At 73.5% G+C, this 16,352-nt stretch carries 12 protein-coding genes; 3 read left to right on the forward strand and 9 right to left on the reverse strand.

Features of this window, described 5'->3' with window-relative positions:
- Window positions 1-142: 142 nt before the first annotated feature.
- Together ACIP2X_RS26625 and ACIP2X_RS26630 are read left to right on the forward strand one after the other, a co-directional pair.
- Window positions 143-889, forward strand: a complete 747-nt coding sequence (locus tag ACIP2X_RS26625; RefSeq protein WP_401677095.1) for an MBL fold metallo-hydrolase — start codon at window positions 143-145, stop codon at window positions 887-889.
- Between the two features lie 29 nt (window positions 890-918).
- Window positions 919-1,725: a DUF3097 domain-containing protein gene (locus ACIP2X_RS26630; RefSeq protein WP_401677097.1), complete on the forward strand. Its 807-nt coding sequence runs from the start codon at window positions 919-921 to the stop codon at window positions 1,723-1,725.
- A 238-nt stretch (window positions 1,726-1,963) separates the two neighbouring features.
- Here ACIP2X_RS26630 and hemW read toward each other — a convergent pair whose 3' ends face one another.
- The 4 genes from hemW to lepA form a co-directional block, all read right to left on the reverse strand.
- Complete coding sequence (gene hemW / locus ACIP2X_RS26635) at window positions 1,964-3,196, reverse strand: radical SAM family heme chaperone HemW (protein ID WP_401677099.1); 1,233 nt, start codon at window positions 3,194-3,196, stop codon at window positions 1,964-1,966.
- 27 nt (window positions 3,197-3,223) lie between these two features.
- Complete coding sequence (locus ACIP2X_RS26640) at window positions 3,224-5,338, reverse strand: SpoIIE family protein phosphatase (RefSeq protein ID WP_401677101.1); 2,115 nt, start codon at window positions 5,336-5,338, stop codon at window positions 3,224-3,226.
- Window positions 5,339-5,581: 243 nt separating this feature from the next.
- Window positions 5,582-7,456, reverse strand: a complete 1,875-nt coding sequence (locus ACIP2X_RS26645; protein WP_401677103.1) for an AMP-dependent synthetase/ligase — start codon at window positions 7,454-7,456, stop codon at window positions 5,582-5,584.
- Window positions 7,457-7,731: 275 nt separating this feature from the next.
- Window positions 7,732-9,600 carry a translation elongation factor 4 gene (gene lepA / locus ACIP2X_RS26650; protein WP_401677105.1) on the reverse strand — a complete coding sequence of 623 codons (1,869 nt, stop codon included), beginning with the start codon at window positions 9,598-9,600 and terminating at the stop codon, window positions 7,732-7,734.
- Window positions 9,601-9,828: 228 nt separating this feature from the next.
- Between lepA and rpsT the strand changes: the two genes are divergently transcribed.
- Complete coding sequence (rpsT, locus tag ACIP2X_RS26655; RefSeq protein ID WP_019074070.1) at window positions 9,829-10,095, forward strand: 30S ribosomal protein S20; 267 nt, start codon at window positions 9,829-9,831, stop codon at window positions 10,093-10,095.
- Window positions 10,096-10,358: 263 nt separating this feature from the next.
- Here rpsT and holA read toward each other — a convergent pair whose 3' ends face one another.
- The 5 genes from holA to ACIP2X_RS26680 all read right to left on the reverse strand — a co-directional run bounded on the left by holA (window position 10,359) and on the right by ACIP2X_RS26680 (window position 16,292).
- Window positions 10,359-11,348, reverse strand: a complete 990-nt coding sequence (holA, locus tag ACIP2X_RS26660) for a DNA polymerase III subunit delta (RefSeq protein WP_401677107.1) — start codon at window positions 11,346-11,348, stop codon at window positions 10,359-10,361.
- A 140-nt stretch (window positions 11,349-11,488) separates the two neighbouring features.
- Window positions 11,489-11,734 (reverse strand): hypothetical protein, encoded by a 246-nt coding sequence (locus tag ACIP2X_RS26665; protein WP_385382486.1) that lies wholly within the window; start codon window positions 11,732-11,734, stop codon window positions 11,489-11,491.
- 43 nt (window positions 11,735-11,777) lie between these two features.
- A complete protein-coding gene (locus ACIP2X_RS26670; RefSeq protein WP_401677109.1) occupies window positions 11,778-12,614 on the reverse strand; it encodes an arylamine N-acetyltransferase in 837 nt (278 codons plus the stop codon).
- 4 nt (window positions 12,615-12,618) lie between these two features.
- Window positions 12,619-15,108 (reverse strand): ComEC/Rec2 family competence protein, encoded by a 2,490-nt coding sequence (locus ACIP2X_RS26675; protein ID WP_401677111.1) that lies wholly within the window; start codon window positions 15,106-15,108, stop codon window positions 12,619-12,621.
- A complete protein-coding gene (locus ACIP2X_RS26680; protein WP_401677113.1) occupies window positions 15,105-16,292 on the reverse strand; it encodes a helix-hairpin-helix domain-containing protein in 1,188 nt (395 codons plus the stop codon). Before ACIP2X_RS26680 ends, ACIP2X_RS26675 begins: the two co-directional genes overlap by 4 nt.
- Window positions 16,293-16,352 lie beyond the last annotated feature (60 nt).

The raw sequence follows: 16,352 nt of genomic DNA on the forward strand, positions 1-16,352 counted from the left end.
GCAAGGCCCGTCCTGCCAGGTCGTGCCGGACGGGGGCGGACGGCGGGCCCGTCGGGCCTGTCGCCCCTGCCACCGTGCTCCCGATTCCGGACCTTCGCCGCCGGGCGGGCGCGAACACCGCGACAGGGCCTAGCGTCGCCGTATGAGCGTGACTTGGGAAGAGGTGGGCTGGGAGCGGCTCGCCGGCGGTGTCGGGCGGTGCCGGCTGCCGGGGTGGGACTGCACGGTGGGGCTGGTGACCGGCCGGGGCGCGGCGCTGCTGATCGACGCGGGGTCGAGCCTCGCGGAGGGTGCGGCGCTGCGGGCGCGGGCGGAGGCCCTCGCCGGGCGGCGTGTGACCCATCTCGCGCTCACGCACCCCCACTTCGACCACGTCCTCGGCGCCGCGGCGTTCGCCGGCGCGGAGGTCTTCGGCGCGGTCGGCGCCGAGACCGTGCTCGGGGGGCGGCGCGGCCGGGAGGAGCTGCGCGCGGACGCCGTCCGCCACGGCCTGGACGCCGCGGCCGCCCAGGAGGCGACGGACACGCTGGTCGCGCCCCGCCATCTCGTCAGCGGCGAGTGGACCCTCGACCTGGATCCCGGCCGCCAGGTCCTGCTCGCCAACGTGGGCCCCGCGCACACGGCCCACGACCTCGTGGTGCTGGTCCCCGGGCACGGCGCGGGCGACCCCGAGGTGGTCTTCTGCGGCGACCTCGTCGAGGAGTCCGGCGAGCCGCAGGCGGGCCCCGACGCCGTACCGTCCCACTGGCCCGCCGCCCTCGACCGGCTGCTGCGCCTCGGCGGCGAGGACGCGCTGTACGTGCCCGGTCACGGTGCGGTCGTGGACGCCGCGTTCGTGCGGCGCCAGCGCGACGCGCTGGCCGCGCGGTTCGGCGTGTCGCTCGAATGACCCGGCGAGCTGTCCATATCGTCATGCGAATGCGCCAGTACTCTCCGGACCTGACACCGCCGTGGAAGAAGCCCCGACCCGTGCCGGAGGTCGCCGCGGAGCCAGGTCTGGTGGTCGAGGAGCCCGGCACCGGCTTCTGCGGCGCGGTGATCCGCTGCGAGGCGGGCACGGTGACCCTGGAGGACCGCTTCGGCAAGCACCGGGTGTTCCCCCTGGAGCCCCGGGGCTTTCTGCTGGAGGGCCGCGTGGTGACCCTGGTGCGGCCCGCCACCGGTCCGGAACGGCCCACCCGCACCGCCTCCGGTTCGGTCGCCGTTCCCGGCGCACGCGCGCGCGTGGCCCAGGCCGGCCGCATCTACGTCGAGGGCCGGCACGACGCCGAGCTCGTCGAGAAGGTCTGGGGCGACGACCTGCGCGTCGAGGGCGTGGTCGTGGAGTACCTGGAGGGCGTGGACGACCTGCCGGCGATCGTGCGGTCCTTCGCGCCGGGCCCGGACGCCCGGCTGGGCGTGCTGGTGGACCACCTGGTGCCCGGCACGAAGGAATGGCGTATCGCCGAGTCGGTGACGAGCGAGCACGCCCTGGTGGTGGGCCACCCGTACATCGACCTGTGGGAGGCGGTGAAGCCGTCGGCACTGGGCATCCCCGCGTGGCCGTCCGTGCCGCGGGGGCAGGACTGGAAGACGGGCGTGTGCCGGGCCCTGGGCTGGCCGTCGGAGAACACGGGGGCCGTGTGGCAGGCGATCCTGAAGCGGGTGGGGTCCTACAAGGACCTGGAGCCGGAGCTGCTGGGCCGCGTGGAGGAACTGATCGACTTCGTCACGGCGCAGCCCTGAGCGAGGTCCCGCGCGGCGGCCGTACCAGGACCGCGTGTCCGCCGCGCTACCCCGAGGACGGGACGCCCACGAGCCGTTCGGAGAGCTGCCGGACCCGCTCGGCCTCTTCGGTGCCGCGCAGCCGGCTGTACAGCTTCTGCTCCCCCGGAGGGCCTCCCATGCGCCCGGGCCAGCTGCTCTCCGTCATCGGAACGCAGCCGCTGCGCTGATCCGCCCTGGTCCGCGCCGACCGGCGCGATCAGTCGACGAGGTCCCGCACCACGGCGTCCGCCAGGAGGCGGCCCCGCAGGGTGAGCACGGCACGCCCCTCGGCGTACGGCGCCTCCTGGAGGAGGCCGTCCGCCAGGGCGCGCCCGGCGGCCGCACGGCCCTGTTCCCGCAGCAGCGACAGCGGCACGCCCTCGCGCAGGCGCAGCTCCAGCAGGACGCGCTCCACGCGGCGGTCCTCCTCGGTGAGCACCTCGCGGCCCGCGCCCGGGGAGCGGCCCTCCGCGAGCGCGGCGGCGTAGGCGCCGGGGTGCTTCACGTTCCACCAGCGCACGCCACCCGCGTGGCTGTGGGCGCCCGGTCCCGCGCCCCACCAGTCGGCGCCCCGCCAGTACAGCTCGTTGTGCAGACAGCGCGCGGCCTCGGAGGTGGCCCAGTTGGACACCTCGTACCACGCGAACCCGGCCGCGGACAGCCGGTCCTCCGCGATCAGGTACCGGTCGGCGTGCACGTCGTCGTCCGTCATCGGCACCTCGCCCCGCCGGATCCGGCGGGCGAGCTGGGTGCCCTCCTCGACGATCAGCGCGTACGCGCTGATGTGGTCAGGCCCGGCGGCGAGCGCCGCGTCGAGCGACGCCCGCCAGTCGTCGTCGGACTCCCCCGGGGTGCCGTAGATCAGGTCCAGGTTCACATGCTCGAACCCGGCCGCCCGGGCCTCCGCGACGCACGCCTCGGGCCGGCCGGGGGTGTGCGTGCGGTCCAGGACCTTCAGCACGTGCTGCTTCGCGCTCTGCATCCCGAACGACACCCGGTTGTAGCCCCCCTCGCGCAGGGCCGCGAGATATGCCGGGTCGACCGACTCCGGATTCGCCTCGGTCGTGATCTCGGCGTCCGGTGCCAGCCCGAACTCCTCCCGGACCGCTCCCAGCATCCGGACGAGGTCGTCCGCGGCCAGCAGGGTCGGCGTACCGCCGCCGACGAAGACCGTACGGACCTCGCGGGGGTCGTCGCCGAGCACCTTGCGGGCGAGCCGGATCTCGTCGATCAGGGTGTCGGCGTAGTTGTCGCGCGAGGCGAGCACGCCGCCCGTGCCGCGCAGCTCGGTGGCCGTGTAGGTGTTGAAGTCGCAGTAGCCGCAGCGGGTGGCGCAGTACGGGACGTGCAGATAGAACCCGAGGGGTCGGTCCGCCGCCCCGGCGAGCGCGGCCGGGGGCAGCGCGCCGTCGTGCGGGACGGGCTCGCCGTCGGGAAGTGCGGAAGGCATGTCCTCCATTGTCCCGTACGCCGGGCGTCACTCCGCCTGGAGCACCAGCAGCGCCAGATCGTCCTCCGGCGGGCGTCCGCCGAACTCGTGGACCAGGTGCCGGATCCGCTCGGCGATCAGCTCCGCGCTCATCCCCGCGCACCCCGCCAGCGCCGCCGCCAGGCCGTCCCCGTCGTCGAACTGGCGCGAGCCGCTGCGGCGCTCGGTCACCCCGTCCGTGACGCACAGCAGCGTGTCGCCGGGCCGCAGCTCGAAGGTCTCGCTGACGTACGTCTCGTCCTCCACGACGCCGAGCAGGGTCTGGGGCCGCGCCGCCGTGCGGACGTCGCCGCCGGGCCCGAGGAGCAGCGGCAGCGGGTGCCCGGCGGAGGCGACGGTGCAGCGGACGCCGCCGTCGAAGGGGGCGAGCTCGCCGTACAGGAGCGAGAGGAAGCGGGTCTGCGGCCCCTCGCCGGGGCCGGCGGGCCCGACCAGGGCGCGGGCGGCCGCGTCGGCGGCCTCCGTGGCGTCGTCGAGCAGGAGCTGGTTGAGGCGGTCGAGGACGTCGGCGACGCGGTAGCCCTCGCGGGCCAGCAGCCGCAGCCAGGGGCGGGCCAGCCCGATCACGACGGCCGCCTCGGGCCCCTTGCCCTGCACGTCCCCGATGGCGAAGCACCAGCGCCCGTCGCCGGCCGGGAAGAGGTCGTAGAAGTCGCCGCTGGGGCCGCCCTTGTCGCAGGGCTCGTGGACCAGGGCGCTGCGCACGCCGGGGATCTGCGCCACCGCTCCGGGCAGCAGGCCACGCTGGAGCACGGCGCTGATGGTGGCCTGCCGGGCGTACTGCCGGGCCGCGCCGATGGCCAGCGCCACCCGTCGGCTCAGGTCCTCGACGAGCCCGGTGATCTCGTCCGGGAAGCCGAGGAGGCCGGCCCGCCCGATGACCAAGGTCCCGAGCGGCCGCCCCCCGGCGACGAGCCGGTAGGCCAAGGCACTGCCGCCGTGGTCCGTCCCGCCCGGACGGGAGACCCCGGCACCGGAGGAAACACCGGGTGCACGGATCGCCGCACCGGCCCCGGTCGGACCGCCCGTGCCGTCGGCCCCGTCACCGGGCACCGCGGGGACACCGGGGCCGCGCGGCGTACCGGCGGCGGCCGGGGACGCTCCGGGGCCGGGAGCCGTGCGGGCCGCGCGAGAAGGCCCGGTGGCGGGGGCCGTGCCCGTCGGCGTGCCCCCGGGCAGGATGCCGTCGCCCCGTGGCTCGCTGGGCCAGGGATCCGCGGGCCATGGGTCGGACGGCCACGGGTAGGGAGTCGGGCCCGACGGTGTGAGGCCCTCGGCGGGGCGCGGTGGCTCCTTCTCCAGACAGCGGCGGAGTTCCTCGATCCGCTCCTCGCTGGTGTGCCACACGCGCGCCAGGCGCGGTGCGCCCGCCCCGCCGCCCAGGGCCTCGTCCTCCAGCCAGACCGCGCACCAGTCGGCGAGCCGGGGCACGATCAGCTGTCCGGTGAGCGCGGCGACCAGATCCTCGTCGAGCTGCCCGGCGAGCAGGTCGGAGGCCTCGGCGAGGAAGGACAGCGCGCCCCGCCCGAGCCAGTCCCGGTCCCGCTCGGCCCGCTGCGGCGCGGGCGCGAGCAGCTCGGCACCGAAGAACCCCGTCTCCTCGGGGTCGTACCCCTCGGCGTCCGGGCACACGTCGGCGGACATCCGCGCCCACACCGACTTGGCGCCCCGCCGGTACGTCACGCCCCAGGACTCGGAGAGCGCGGCGACCAGCCGCAGCCCGCGGCCGTACTCGGGCGGGTCGCACGCCGCCGTGCCGTCCCCGTCCCGGGGCGGCCGGGAGGGATGGTGGTCGCAGACCTCGACGACGACGGCACCGGTGTCCGGTTCCAGCCGGCAGACCAGCTCGACATCGGTGCCTGCGTGCACGACGGCGTTCGTCACCAGCTCGCTGAGGACGACCATGGCGTCATGGGCGAGCCGGTCGGTGAGCCGTTCGACGCCGGGCAGCCCGAGGGCGGTCCACTCCTGGAACGCCGCGCGCAGCAGCCCCCGCGCGGTGCCCGGCGCGAGCGGGCTTCCGCCCAGCGCGGCGCGCACCTGTGCGCCGGGGCGCACGGCGGCGAGGGACCCGGACTCCCTCTGCGCCGGAACGGCCCCCATCTACGGCTCCCTGAGCGGCTCGGACCCATACGCCTCGATCACGTCCGACAGGGTGACAGACAGGCCCCGCACATCAGCACGGAGTTACCGAAGTGGCCAATCTCGACCAGAAAACGCCAGTCGTGCTTCCGTGTGGGGCGCAAACCAGCCCCCGGGGCACGGGGCTCGGTCCATATGACGCATCACCGCGGACGCGCGACCGGCCCAGCATCGGCCGACCGCGCGTGCGCCCCTCAGCGCCCCCTACGCCTCGCGCGCCCCCTCGTACATCTCCTCCAGCAGATGCTGGTACTCGCGCTCCACCACGGGCCGCTTCAGCTTCAGGCTCGGCGTGATCTCCCCGTGCTCCACGTCGAGGTCCCGGGGCAGCAGCCGGAACTTCTTGATCGTCTGCCAGCGCTGCAGCCCGGCGTTGAGCTGCTGGACATACCCCTCGACCATCGCCACGGTCGCCGGCGCGGCCACCACCTCGGCGTACGGCTTGCCTCCCAGCCCGTTCTCCTGGGCCCACTGCGTGATCGACGCCTCGTCGAGCGCGATCAGCGCGGTGCAGAAGTTCCGGTCGGCGCCGTGCACCAGGATGTTGGACACGTACGGGCACACCGACTTGAACGCGCCCTCGATCTCGGTCGGCGCGACGTACTTCCCGCCCGAGGTCTTGAACAGGTCCTTCTTGCGGTCGGTGATCCGCAGGTACCCGTCGGGCGACAGCTCCCCGATGTCCCCGGTGTGGAACCAGCCGTCCGGCTCCAGCACCTCCGCGGTCTTCTCCGGCAGCCCGTGGTAGCCCTCCATGATCCCGGGCCCGCGCAGCAGGATCTCGCCGTCCTCGGCGATCCGCACCTCGGTACCGGGCAGCGGCTTGCCGACCGTGCCGGTCCGGTACGCCTCACCCGGGTTCACGAAGGACGCCGCCGAGGACTCGGTCAGGCCGTACCCCTCCAGGATGTGGATGCCGGCACCGGCGAAGAAGTAGCCGATCTCGGGCGCCAGCGCCACCGACCCGGACACGCACGCCCGCAGCCGCCCGCCGAAGGCCTCGCGCAGCTTGGAGTAGACGAGCGCGTCGGCGACCTTGTGCTTCGACGCCAGCGCGAACGGCGCCGACGCGGTCCCGGTGCGCCGGAAGTTGTCCTGGGTGACCTTGGCGTACTCGCGCGCGACGCCCGCCGCCCACTGGAAGATCTTGTACTTGGCGGCACCACCGGCACGGGCCTTCGCCGCGACGCCGTTGTAGACCTTCTCGAAGATCCGCGGCACGGCCGCCATGTACGTCGGCTGCACCACCGGCAGATTCTCGATGATCTTGTCGACCCGGCCGTCGACGGCGGTGATGTGCCCGACCTCGATGTGCCCGGAGGTCAGCACCTTGCCGAAGACGTGCGCGAGCGGCAGCCACAGGTACTGCACGTCGTCCGGCCCGAGCAGCCCGGTCGAGGCGATCGCCTTCGCCATGTACGACCAGTTGTCGTGCGGGAGCCGTACACCCTTGGGCCTGCCGGTCGTACCGGAGGTGTAGATCAGGGTGGCCAGCTGGTCCTTGGTGATCGCGCCGACCCGCTCCTTGACCAGGCTGGGCTCCTTCTGGAGCCGGGCCGCGCCCCGCGCCTCCAGGTCGGCCAGGCTGAGCACCCGGTCGTCGCTCTCCACGCCCTTCGCGTCGACCACCACGATGTGCGTGAGCTCGGGCAGCTCGGCGCGCTTCTGCTGCACCTTGGCCAGCTGCTCGGCGTTCTCCGCGATCAGTACCCGGCTGCCGGAGTCCGCGAGGATGTACGCCGACTCCTCGGCGTTGGTCTGCGGGTAGATCGTGGTGGTGGCCGCGCCGGCGCACATGATGCCGAAGTCGGCGAGGATCCACTCGATGCGGGTGGCGGAGGCCAGCGCGACCCGCTGCTCCGGCTCGACGCCCAGCTCGATCAGTCCCGCCGCGATCGCGTACACCCGCTCGGCGGCCTGCCCCCAGCTCAGCGACTTCCAGTCGTCCGGCCCCTGCCCCGAGGCCGACGGCACCGGATAGCGGTACGCCTCGGCGTCCGGGGTGGCCGAAACGCGCTCCAGGAAGAGGCCCGCGACGGACGGCGGACGGTTCTCGATCAAGGTCTGTGTGTCGCTCACGACATCCTCCGGGGCCCGCGACGGTGCGGCTGGCTCAGGGCGTCTTGCGCCTTCAATGCGGCAGTTTTCACTCGCGAGCCGTTGTTTAACTCGCGAGTAACTATCGAGCAGGCATCAGGTTAGATGCCTACCGGCCACTGCGTAAGAGTCCGCGCTTTGTCACTTCCTCCAGAAGGACGGTCGTACACACGCCGAAGGGGCCCGCCGTGGCGTACGGCAGGCCCCTGTTCGCGTGAATTGTGAGGTAAACCCTCGTTGACGGAGGGCGGCGGCGGTTACTTCTTGCTCTTGCCCGACGCCGCGCTGTCATCGCTGGACAGCACCGCGATGAAGGCCTCCTGCGGAACCTCCACAGAACCGACCATCTTCATCCGCTTCTTGCCCTCCTTCTGCTTCTCCAGCAGCTTCCGCTTACGGGAGATGTCACCGCCGTAGCACTTGGCGAGGACGTCCTTGCGGATGGCACGGATGGTCTCGCGGGCGATCACCCGGGAGCCGACGGCCGCCTGGATGGGCACCTCGAAGGCCTGGCGCGGGATCAGCTCGCGCAGCTTGGCGACGAGCCGCACCCCGTAGGCGTACGCGGCGTCCTTGTGCGTGATCGCCGAGAAGGCGTCGACCTTGTCGCCGTGCAGCAGGATGTCGACCTTGACCAGGCTGGAGGTCTGCTCGCCGGTGGGCTCGTAGTCCAGGGAGGCGTAGCCGCGGGTCTTGGACTTCAGCTGGTCGAAGAAGTCGAAGACGATCTCCGCGAGGGGGAGCGTGTAACGGATCTCGACGCGGTCCTCGGAGAGGTAGTCCATGCCGAGCAGGGTGCCGCGCCGGGTCTGGCACAGCTCCATGATCGACCCGATGAACTCGGTCGGCGCCAGGATGGTGGCCCGGACCACCGGCTCGTAGACCTCGCTGATCTTGCCTTCGGGGAACTCGCTCGGGTTGGTGACGACGTGCTCGGTGCGGTCCTCCATCACCACGCGGTAGACCACGTTCGGCGCGGTGGCGATGAGGTCGAGGCCGAACTCGCGCTCCAGCCGCTCCCGGATCACGTCGAGGTGCAGCAGCCCGAGGAAGCCGACGCGGAAACCGAAGCCGAGCGCGGCGGAGGTCTCCGGCTCGTACACCAGCGCGGCGTCGTTGAGCTGGAGCTTGTCGAGGGCCTCGCGCAGCTCGGGGTAGTCCGAGCCGTCCAGCGGATACAGACCGGAGAAGACCATCGGCTTGGGGTCCTTGTACCCGCCGAGGGCCTCGGTCGCGCCCTTCGCCTGGCTGGTGACGGTGTCGCCGACCTTGGACTGGCGGACGTCCTTCACCCCGGTGATGAGGTAGCCCACCTCGCCGACGCCGAGGCCGTCTGCCCCCAGCATCTCGGGCGAGTTGGTGCCGATCTCCAGCAGCTCGTGGGTGGCGCCCGTGGACATCATCCGGATGCGCTCGCGCTTGTTGAGCTGGCCGTCGATGACCCGGACATAGGTGACGACGCCCCGGTAGGAGTCGTAGACCGAGTCGAAGATCATGGCGCGCGCGGGGGCGTCCTTGACACCGACCGGCGCCGGGACCTCCCGCACCACCCGGTCCAGCAGCGCGTCCACGCCCAGACCGGTCTTGGCGGAGACCCGCAGCACGTCGTCGGGCTCGCAGCCGACCAGGTTCGCCAGTTCCTCGGCGAACTTCTCCGGCTGCGCGGCCGGCAGGTCGATCTTGTTCAGCACCGGGATGATGGTGAGGTCGTTCTCCATCGCCAGGTACAGGTTGGCGAGGGTCTGGGCCTCGATGCCCTGGGCGGCGTCGACCAGGAGGACGGTCCCCTCGCAGGCGGCGAGCGACCGCGAGACCTCGTAGGTGAAGTCGACGTGCCCCGGGGTGTCGATCATGTTGAGGATGTGCGTGCTGCCCGGGTCCTGGGAGGGGGCCCAGGGCAGGCGCACGGCCTGGGACTTGATCGTGATGCCGCGCTCGCGCTCGATGTCCATCCGGTCGAGGTACTGAGCACGCATCTGCCGCTGCTCGACCACACCGGTGAGCTGAAGCATCCGGTCGGCGAGAGTGGACTTGCCGTGGTCGATGTGCGCGATGATGCAGAAATTGCGGATCAGAGCCGGGTCGGTACGGCTCGGCTCGGGCACATGGTTAGGGGTCGCGGGCACGCAGGGTCCTGTCTCTTGAGGCGCCTTATGCCTCGGGTCGGATCGTTACGTAGCCTCCATGGTCCCATGGGCGGCGACCGGGGACCGGTTTGGGCCACCGAGGGCGCCACTGATACCGTGGGTCGCTGTGCCTCATGCCCTCTCAGCGCGAGGCGCGACCCAAGAAATCACCTGGCACGGGTCCCGGCGTCAGTCCGGTCCCGCGCCTGAACCTGAAAAGGCTCATTCGTGGCGAACATCAAGTCCCAGATCAAGCGGATCAAGACCAACGAGAAGGCCCGGCTGCGCAACAAGGCCGTCAAGTCCTCCCTGAAGACCGCGATCCGCAAGGCCCGTGAGGCTGCTGCCGCGGGTGACGTCGAGAAGGCCACCGAGTACCAGCGCGCTGCCGCGCGTCAGCTCGACAAGGCCGTCTCCAAGGGCGTCATCCACAAGAACCAGGCCGCCAACAAGAAGTCGGCGCTTGCTTCGAAGGTCACCGCGCTCAAGGGCTGAACCCCTGCACTGATCTGATCGTGCACTGATCTGAATCGCCGGCAGGACCCAGGGCGGGCCCTCTCTCATCCGCCCCCTCCCGGCACCCCGGATTCGCGCGCGGCCTGCGTTCGCCACGCGGGCGCGAATCCAGCAGCTCGAGTCGAAGGCCCCGGCGTCCGCTCTTCCCCGGAGCGGCCACCGGGGCCTTCGCCTGTCCGGCATGGCGACGCGCTCGGTCGTGCCGGCCCCCTTGCCGTACGACAGGCCGGCCCGGGGGGTGGCTAGCCGCGCCCCCGCGACCGCGCCGCCCGTGCGATCGTCACGACCGCCTTCTCCAAGGCGTACTCCGGGTCGTCGCCGCCCCCCTTCACACCCGCGTCGGCCTCGGCGACCGCGCGCAGGGCCGTCGCCACCCCGTCCGGCGTCCATCCCCGCATCTGCTGCCGCACCCGGTCGATCTTCCACGGCGGCATCCCCAGCTCGCGAGCCAGATCGGCGGGACGCCCGCCCCGCGCGGACGACAGCTTCCCGATCGCCCGCACGCCCTGCGCCAGCGCACTGGTGATCAGCACCGGCGCCACCCCGGTCGCCAGCGACCACCGCAGCGCCTCCAGCGCCTCCGCCGCCCGTCCCTCGACGGCCCGGTCGGCCACCGTGAAGCTCGACGCCTCGGCCCGCCCCGTGTAGTATCGCCCGACGACCGCCTCGTCGATCGTGCCCTCCACGTCCGCGCACAACTGGGACACGGCGGCCGCCAGCTCGCGCAGATCGCTGCCGATGGAGTCGCAGAGCGCCTGGCAGGCCTCCGGCGTCGCCGACCGCCCCAGACCGCGGAACTCTCCCCGGACGAACGCCAGCCGGTCCGCCGGCTTCGTCATCTTCGGGCAGGCCACCTCCCGCGCCCCCGCCTTGCGCGCGGCGTCCAGCAGCCCCTTGCCCTTGGCCCCGCCGGCGTGCAGCAGCACCAGCGTGATCTCCTCGGCCGGCGCCCCCAGATACGCCTTCACGTCCTTGATCGTGTCGGCCGACAGATCCTGCGCGTTGCGCACGACGACGACCTTGCGCTCCGCGAACAGCGACGGACTGGTCAGCTCCGCGAGCGTGCCCGGCTGGAGCTGGTCAGGCGTCAGGTCCCGCACGTCCGTGTCGGCGTCGGCGGCCCGCGCGGCGGCCACCACCTCCTGCACGGCACGGTCGAGCAGGAGGTCCTCCTGGCCCACGGCGAGCGTCACGGGGGCGAGAGGGTCGTCTTGAGCAGTCTTCCTGGCCATCCCGCACAGCATCCCACGCGCCACCGACAACGACGCCGCCCGCAGCCACAGCCACGGTCACGCCACAGCCACAGCCACAGCCACAGCCACAGCCACGTCACGGTCACAGCCACGACCGATCGTCGCGACCGGCCTGCCGCCTACGGCTCCTCCCGCCACCCTTCCCACTCCGCCGCGAACTCGTCCAGCTCCCCGGCGTCCAGCCGCCCGTCCTCGTCCCGCAGGACGACCAGCCACTGCGCGTCCTCGGCGTCGTCCTCCCCCGCCAGCGCGTCCCGCACCAGCAGCGGCTCCTCACGCAGCCCGAACCGCTCCCCGAGCGCCTCCGCCACCTCCTGCGCGGCATCGCGGTCGGGCAGCACCAGCACATGTCTCACATCACTCACGCAAGCCATCTTCCGGTACCGCCCCGCCCCGCGAGCACGCAGGTCAGCTCGCCCCGCCCCCACCCCCGCTCCCCCGCACCACCGGCACCCGGTCCAGCACGATCCCGAACCGCTCCCGGTACACCGCCAGCACCTCCTCGTCCGTCTCCAGCTCCCGTGCGTCCCGCGTCCCGTCCGGCGCCGTCACCTTCAACTGCCGCCCGCTGAGCGTGATCCGCCCGCCGTCCTCCGTCAGCCGGGAGCACACCAGCGACTGCACGAAGTGCGACTGGGGCGAGGTGGTGTGCCACCAGGCCCCGGCCACGAAGTCCCCGAGCGCCCGCGGCCGCGTCTCCAGCCGGTACACGGGACGGCCGTCCCTCACCAGGTCCACGTCGGGAGTCCCGGGACCCCGCGTGCCGGGCGGTTCCGGCCGCACCTGGATGATCCTGAACGCGCCCCCCGGGTCCTCCTGTTCATGCCCCTCCTCGAAGACCAGCGGGTAGTGGCTGAGCGCGCCGAACCCGACGTCGGCCAGCCACTCGCCCGCGTCCACCGTGCGCACCCGCAGCGCCAGGTGGTCGTAGGGGATCCCGAGTCGCCCCTCCTCCGTGTGGCCCCGGCCCGCCAGCAGGGAGACGTCGTACCCGAGCGCGGCGAGCAGCGCCCCGAAGGCCCCGTTCAGTTCGTAGCAGAACCCGCCCCGGCGCGCGCCCACCACCTTGTCCAGCAGTCGCTTCTCCTCCAGCACGATCTCCTCCCCGAGATGGATCGCCAGGTTCTCGAAGGGGACCGTCTGCAGATGCCGCAGTTGCAGTTCACGCAGGACGTCGATGGTGGGCCATGCCGGGGGCCGGACCCCGAGGCGGCTGAGGTAGGCGTCGACCTGTGCGGAATTCATGCCCTCAGTCTCGCGCCACGCGCAACCCCGGTCCCGCACCCACGACCGCCATCGCGCCGTCGACATCCGTCCGCAGCACCGTCGCGCCCCGGTCGCGCAGCGCCGCGACCGTGCTGGGAGCCGGGTGGCCGTATGGGTTGTCCGCGCCGCAGGAGATGAGCGCGAGCCGCGGCGCGGCGCGGCGTATCAGCTCCGGGTCCTGGTAGGCGGAGCCGTGATGAGCGACCTTCAGCACATCGACGCCTTCCATCAGCGCCGCCCCCGGTGTCCGCAAGAGCGCCTGCTGGGCCGGGGGTTCGAGATCCCCGAGCAGCAGCATCCGCAGGCCCGCCGACCGGACGAGCATCGCGACGCTGGCGTCGTTCGCACCCTCCGGCGCCCGTGACGGTCCCGGCGGCCACAGCACCTGCCAGGACAGGTCCCCGGTGCGGCGCTGTTCTCCGGCCAGGGCGCGGGTGACCGGGATCCCCCGCGTCGCCGCCTGCCTGTGGACGAACTCCGCCTGGTCCACCGGTTCCTCGAAGCCGGTCGTCTCGATCGCCCCCACGGCCCGCCCCCGCAGCACGCCCGGGAGCCCGGCCACGTGGTCGGCGTGGAAGTGGGTGAGGACCACCAGCGGGACGCGAGTGATGCCGAGGTCGCGCAGGCACCGGTCGACCAGTCCCGGGTCGGGACCGGCATCGACGACGACCCCCGCGCCCTGCCCGGCCGCGAGCACGGTCGCGTCGCCCTGGCCCACGTCGCACATCGCCAGCCGCCAACCCCGGGGCGGCCAGCCCGTGACCACGGAGGCCAGTGGTGGCGGCTGCACCACCGCCAGCACCAGCAGCACCCCGCAGCCCGCGCACAACCAGGGGTGCCGCAGCAGCCGCCGGCCGACGACCATGACGGCCACCGTGACGAGGGCGAGCAGCGCCGCCCCGCCCCAGCCACCCGGCCAGTCCACCCCGGCGCCGGGCAGTGCCGCCCCGGTCCGGGCGACGTCCGCGATCCACCCGGCCGGCCAACTCGCGCACCAGGCCAGCGCCTTGGCCACCGGCATCGCCAGCGGCGCCACCGCCAGGGCCGCGAAGCCCAGCACGGTGGCCGGCGCGACCGCGAACTCCACGAGCAAATTGCACGGCACCGCCACCAGGCTCACCCGCGCCGACAGCACCACCACCACCGGCGCGCACAGCGCCTGCGCCGCCCCCGCCGCCGCCAGCGCCTCCGCCGCCCGCGGCGGCACCCCGCGCCCGCGCAGCGCGGCGCTCCACCGAGGCGCCACCGTGAGCAGCGCGCCCGTGGCCAGCACGGAGAGCAGGAAACCGTAGCTGCGGGCCAGCCATGGGTCGAGGAGCACCAGCAGCAGCACCGCCGTCGCCAGTGCCGGGATCAGCGACTTGCGGCGGCCGGTCGCGAGGGCCAGCAACGCCACGGCCCCACAGGCCGCGGCCCGCAGCACGCTCGGGTCCGGTCTGCACACGACGACGAACGCCAAGGTGAGGGCTCCGCCGCACACCGCGGTCGTCCGCAGTGAGATGCCGAGCCGGGGAGCGAGGCCACGCCGTTCACTGCGCTGCGCGAGACCGGGCGGTCCGAGCAGCAGCGCGAGGATGATCGTGAGGTTGCTCCCGGAGACGGCGAGCGTATGGGCGAGATCGGTCTCCTTGAAGGCCTCGTCCAGCTCCGGGGTGATCCGCGCGGTGTCCCCGACGACCAGGCCGGGCAGCAGCGCCCGCGCGTCCGCCGGCAGTCCGTCCGTGGCCTCGCGCAGGCCCGCCCGCAACCGTCCCGCGAACCGCTGTGTCCGCGACGGCTCCCCCACCACCTCCGGCCCGAACCGGTCCTGTACCCGGAGCACGGCCGCGATCCGGTCCCCGCCCACCAGGGCGGGTGCCAGCCGCCCGGTGACCCGGACCCGTGTGGAGGGCAGCAGCCCGAGCCACTCACGCCGCCCGGCCGCCCCCGCCTCGACGATCACCAGCACGGGCGTCCGCGTCACCGCCCTCGCCCCGCCGGTCTCCTCAACGCCCCGGACCTCCGCCTTCGCCAGCACGGACACCGGAGCCAGGTGGTTCCCGGTGACCCTGGGCCGCGTGAGCCGGGGGTCGGAGGTGACCGTGACCTCCGCGGTCACCGTGGCGTGCCGAGCCGCGAGCCCCGGCACCGGTCCCCGGCGCAGATCGGCTCCGTGCGTACCGGCCGAGACGGCGGCCGCGGCGACGCAGAGCAGCACGGCGGCGACGGGGGCACGCGGCCGGGCGGCCACCGCCCCGGGCACGGCGCCGAGCAGCAGTCCGCACGCCACGACCAGGCAGGTGGCGGCCACGGCGAGGAGCAGCGCCGGTGAGGCGTCCAGCGCCGTCGCCGCCGTCGCCCAGGCGGCCAGAGCCGGTGGCACGAGCCGCAGGTCCGCCGGGCCTTCCTGCCGGGGGTGGGCCACGCCGAGGCGGCCCGGGGCGGGCGGGTGCGCCGAGGGGCGCACGCCCTGGAGACCCTGGGAGCGCCTCATGGCCGTACCAGGTCCCGTAGGTCGGCGAACCGCCGTTCACCGATACCGTCGACCTCACGCAGCTCGTCCACCGAGCGGAAACCGCCGTGCCGGGTGCGGTGGTCGATGATGTGCTGCGCCAGCACGGGGCCCACGCCGGGGAGGGTGTCGAGCTGCTCCGCGGTGGCGGTGTTGAGGGAGACGGGAGCCGCCGGCGCGCCCGCCCCGCCGGCCGGCACTCCCCCGCCCGGGACCGCCGGGGCCGCCGGGACGGCTGCGGTCGCCGGGGCACCGACGACCACCTGCTCGCCGTCGACCAGGAACCGTGCCCGGTTCAGACCCTCGACGTCCGTGCCGGGCCGCACCCCGCCGGCCGCCTTCAGCGCGTCGGCGACCCGTGAACCGGCCGGCAGCCGATGGATCCCGGGTTCGCGCACCTTCCCGCTGACGTCCACGACGATCTCGGCGACCGGTGAGCCAGTGGTGGCGGAGGGATCCGCCACGGCGTCCGCGGCGGACGGCGGCGCGCCCTCCGGCCGCGCGAACGGCGCCGCCGCCCTGACCACCTCCGGCGCCCGCACGGACTGCGTCCGCCCGGCCCAGAAGTGCTGCACGGCGAACCCCGCGACGAGGACGAGCAGCACGCCGAGCGCCACCACGCTCCTGCGCTCAAGACCGCACCGCGCCTGCAACCAGACCGGCATCCGCTCCCGCACGGCGAGCGCGACCCGGTCCCGCCGGCCCTCCGCCACGAAAGACACGTCCGTGACAGCAGGCGCCCGCGCGCCGCTCTCGGCCCCCGCGCCGCCGTCCGCCCGCACAGCTTCCGAAAACCCCGTGTCCTTCGGAAGACCCGCGTCATGCGGCAGCCTTGTGTCCTTCGGAGTACCCGCGTCCTGCGAAAGCCCCGTGCGCTTCGGAATACCCGCGTCCTGCGGCAGCCCCGCCTCCGTCTGAGTCCCCGCCTCCCCCGGAAGCCGCACGTCCTCCGGAGGCCCCGCTCCCGACTCCCGCCACTCCTCCGTGCGTTCGCCGAAGAGCGCCTCGGCGCGGCGCCGGAGGTCCTGCGCCGCGGCGTGCCGGTGCCGGGCTCGGGTCAGGGACGGAGTGCGGCGCCGACGATGTGCCGTACGGCCGTCGGAGGCGGGTCCGCGGCCGGGTCCGCTCGTCACGGATGCCGCGCGTGTGCGTGATCGAAGTGCCATGCGACGAGGATGCGGCGACCTCGCGCCCTCCCGATGATCATGCTCAATTCCCGGGGAATA

The organism is Streptomyces sp. NPDC089424, assembly GCF_044749345.1.
Classification (GTDB): Bacteria; Actinomycetota; Actinomycetes; order Streptomycetales; family Streptomycetaceae; genus Streptomyces.